Annotated in this window: 1 protein-coding gene; it reads right to left on the reverse strand. The window is 76.3% G+C overall.

The genetic code is table 11. The features are described from left to right. Positions 1 to 2,533, reverse strand: a 2,533-nt coding sequence (locus B9S58_RS02295; protein WP_181009152.1) for a beta-ketoacyl synthase N-terminal-like domain-containing protein, incomplete at both ends; no start/stop codon positions are given.

A 2,533-nucleotide genomic window follows, 5' to 3' on the forward strand; every position in this document is an offset into this window, starting at 1 on the left:
CCCGCGTCGGCGGGGGTGCCGATGGCGCCGGCAGCGCTGCCGGTTGCCATGGCGGACGTGCTCCCGCCCGTGGCGTTGCCGGTCACCGTCCGGTACTCGACGCCGTCGAGGCGGACCAGGACCCGGCCGTCGGCCGCCAGCAGGCTGGCGTCACCGCGCCGTACGCCGTCGGGGCCCGGTTCGGCACCGTCCAGCAGCACGAACGCGGTACGCGCGGGGTCGCCCCAGCGCGCCGCCCGGTCGATGGAGACCGGCAGGAAGGTGCCGGTCGGTGCCTCGGGGTCGGCGAGCGTGAGCACCGCCATGGCCTGGAGGGCGGCGTCGAGCGCCACCACCTCGGCCTCCAGGGGGCCGTCGGCCGGGATGCCGATGCGGGCCAGGACCCGGCGGGGACCGTAGTGGACCTCGGCGATCGACCGCAGCGGGGCCGTCAGCTCCATGCCCTTGGCGGCGAACCAGGCGTAGAGGCCCGCGGGCGCCAGGTCGCGGCCCAGTTCCGCACGCAGGGCGTCCAGGTCTGCCGGGACGGGCGCGGGCCCGGCCTGGGCGGCGCCGCTGGTGAGCCGGGCGATGGTGCGGCCGGCGTGCCGGAAGGCGGCCGGGCCAGTGCGGCCCGGCTCGTCCAGGTCGCTGGTCAGCGTGTGCGGGCCGCTCCCCAGGCCGGTGAAGGCGACGGCGCGCAGTTCGCCGGCCGCCCGCAGTCCGAGGGCAAGGGGCACGGCGCCGGGCACGGTGTCCTCGCCGAGCACGCGGTGTGCGCGCGAGAGCCTGCGCACGGCCTCGGCCACGTCCTCGCCCCGGGCATCGGCCGACGTGCCCGAGGGCGTGGTGGCGGCGGTGATGGTGGCGGCCGCGCCGAACGGGTACGGCGGCAGCGGTCGGCGGCGTACCGCCGGGTCCGGGTACACGGACGTCCAGTCGACGGCCTTGCCCACGGCGTGGCGCAGGGCGTGGACGCCGAGCCCGGCCGTCGCGCTCTCCACCACGGCAGAGCCGCGCACGACGGTGCCGGGGGCCCGGTCGGCGAGCCGCAGGGCGTGGTCCAGTCCGGCGCCGATCTCCTCGGCGGTGCCGCCGAGCACGGCGATCCGGTACGCCTGGTGGTCACGTCCGACGGCGCTGGAACGGCACAGTTCCCGCAGGCCGAAAGCGGTCTCCCCGCGTAGCAGGGCACTCGTGTCCGCGATGCGCCGCAGCAGGGCCTCCTGGGTGTGGCCGGAGAGGACGAGCAGGTGCTGGTCCGGGGCTCCGTCCGCGTGGGCGGCCTCGGCGGCCGGTCCGCCGCCGGTCCCGCCAGAGCGGTCGCCTCCGACGTACTCCTCGACGACGACGTGGGCGTTGGTGCCGCCCATGCCGAAGGAGCTGACGCCGAAGCGCCGCGGCCCTGCCGAGGTCCACTGGCGGGGCTCGGTCGGGATCTCGAACGGCCCGGTGGACAGGTCGAGGTGGCTGCTGGGCTTCTCGAACCCGGCGACCGGGGGGATCTCCCCGTGCTGCAGGCACAGCAGGGCCTTGACGAGTCCTGCGAGCCCGGCGGCGGGCTCCAGGTGCCCGATGTTGCCCTTGACGGCGCCGAGGTGGCACGGGCCCTCGCGGTCGGGGTCGCCGCCGAACACCTCGGTGAGGGCGGCGATCTCGATGGGGTCGCCGAGCCGGGTCGCGGTGCCGTGGGTCTCGATGAGGGAGATGTCGGCCGGGGCGAGCCCGGCGTCGTCCAGCGCCGCGCGGACGACAGCGGCCTGGGCCTCGCTGCGGGGCACGGGCAGGGCGCTGCCGCGCCCGCCGTGGTTGACGGCCGTGCCCCGGACGACGCCCCAGATCAGGTCGCCGTCGCGCTCCGCGTCCGCGAGCGGCTTCAGCAGGACGGCGAGGGCTCCCTCGCCGGGCAGGAAGCCGTCCGCGTGCTCGTCGAAGGGCTTCGGTAGGCCCTCCGACAGGGCGCCGAGCTGGCTGAGGCTGCGGTAGTACCACAGCGTCAGGCCGACCTGGCAGGCCGCCACGATCGCGGCGCCGCAGTGGCCGGCGCGCAGCGCGGCGACCGCCTGCTGGAGCGCGACGAGCGAGGACGAGCAGAGGGTGTCGACGGTCTGCGAGGGGCCGGTGAGGTCGAGGGCATAGGAGATCCGGTTGGCGAGCACCGCGTTCATGGAGCCGAGCGCGGTGTGCGGGCCCACGGTCTCCAGTCCCCGCGTGTCGCGGTGGTGGGTGTAGGTGGCGCCGACGAAGACGCCGATGTCGCGGCGGCCGGCGAGGCCGGCGTCGTCCCGCACCGCCCAGGCGTGCTCCAGCAGCAGCTTCTGCTGGACGTCCATCTCCTCGGCCTCGCGCACGGAGATGCCGAAGAAGGCCGGGTCGAACCGGTCGGCGCCGGAGAGGAAGGCGCCCTTACGGCAGTACGTACCCGTCATGCGGGGCCCGCGCTGCTCGTAGTGGGCGTCGACGTCCCAGCGTTCGGCAGGTACGTCGGTGAAGGCGTGGCCGCCCGCGCGCAGCAGCGGCCACAGCTCCGCCACGCCGCCGGGCGCGCCGGGGA

The sequence above is a fragment of the Streptomyces sp. SM11 genome, assembly GCF_002910905.1.
Taxonomy (GTDB): domain Bacteria; phylum Actinomycetota; class Actinomycetes; order Streptomycetales; family Streptomycetaceae; genus Streptomyces.